Annotated in this window: 3 protein-coding genes; 1 reads left to right on the top strand and 2 read right to left on the bottom strand. The window is 40.0% G+C overall.

Annotation, left to right across the window (positions count from 1 at the left end):
- Window positions 1–229: SymE family type I addiction module toxin (locus PR675_RS20860; protein WP_272582986.1), on the top strand; the 229-nt coding region annotated here is incomplete at its 5' end.
- A gap of 68 nt (window positions 230–297) precedes the next feature.
- Here PR675_RS20860 and PR675_RS20855 read toward each other — a convergent pair.
- Window positions 298–732 (bottom strand): hypothetical protein, encoded by a 435-nt coding sequence (locus tag PR675_RS20855; protein ID WP_154625809.1) that lies wholly within the window; start codon window positions 730–732, stop codon window positions 298–300.
- A partial coding sequence (locus tag PR675_RS20850; RefSeq protein ID WP_272582985.1) for an HNH/ENDO VII family nuclease occupies window positions 733–1,231 on the bottom strand: 499 nt, incomplete at its 5' end. It abuts the gene before it with no gap.

Genomic DNA, 1,231 nt, shown 5'->3' with positions numbered 1-1,231 from the left:
TAAAACCCACCCACCGCCGGCGATACACCTAAAAAGCCAGTGGCTAAAAGCCGCAGGTTTTGAGACCGGTTTCACGTTCACGGTGAAGATATTAAACGGTTGTTTGGTCTTGATACCCGACAGCGAAGACATTCGAGCGATAAAGCAGCAGAACCAACAACAGCAAGCGCAGCTAACCGCCATACGGCACACGATGCGCGAGCTGATGGCAGAGTATACCAGCGGCTAAAAGGGTAAACTGAGCGGCGCTTAAAAACGAAGAGGCCAGAAGTTTGAAAGATCTTCTGGCCATTTAGTTTAAATATCAAAGAAAAACTCTAAAAAATCATTAAAACTATGCCATTGTGGCTTCAGTACCCCAGCCATAAAGTCATGAATTTCGTTGCCTAATCCTAACCCAACAACTTCACCAGTTTTTTGATTATAAAAATAACCGTATTCACCTTCAAAATTATCTAATGGCAAATATTCTTTAGGTAATTTTAGAACATCATGAGCACTTTTCAGGATTAATAAATAATCATTGCTATTAATTAAAAACCAACCAATTTGATAGATCTCTCTATTTTTTCCTAAAAATGTTGGGCAATCTTCAACATGTAAGTAAAACTGTGCAAAATCAGAGTCAATATCGATATCAATACTTAACAAAGCATCGCGGTATTCACTTGAAGGTTCATCAAACCACCAATTTTTACTTTTAAAATAATCAACCAATTTAGGTGTCAACATTTACCCTCCTTTTTTACAGCAATTGATCAGCTTTCTACGGTTAACTTCCTCTTCGGCTCTTTGCTTCCAGTAAGCTTTTCTATCTGCATCAAAAAGATCACGATCCACTGGGTTAAATGGGTGACTTCCAGGCAAGTGTGGATGCAATGCATTAGTATAGCGGTACTTAACGTGCGTTTCAGTTGATAACTCAAATAATGGCCCTAAGCCATTTTGTTTAGAGTGGTGAAGGCTTACAACTGAATATTTCCCATCTTTTACCACCATAGGACTTCGGCCATCTTCGAGAACGATTTGAAGATTCGTTTTTACACCATCTCGCGTATTAACTTTTAAGTCCCAGTCAATAGGTTGTTGATAGACAGTATAAGTAATATCGGAAGGACCTGTAAAAGTAGATCCTGTGAACATGCCACTAAGACCCAACGGATCTATAAACCCTGTCGGGCAGTGCACATACCCATACGGATTCAACCCACCCAGTAGCCCTATCGGGTCT

The sequence above is a fragment of the Providencia sp. PROV261 genome (genome assembly GCF_028477945.1).
In the GTDB taxonomy this organism is placed as follows: domain Bacteria; phylum Pseudomonadota; class Gammaproteobacteria; order Enterobacterales; family Enterobacteriaceae; genus Providencia; species Providencia stuartii.
Note: the sequence above shows the minus strand (reverse complement) of the source record. Positions and strands in the feature narration are given on the sequence as shown.

Bases quoted from the DNA above. Each gene is read 5' to 3' on its own strand.
- PR675_RS20855 (WP_154625809.1), bottom strand. From the start codon at position 732: ATGTTGACACCTAAATTGGTTGATTATTTTAAAAGTAAAAATTGGTGG.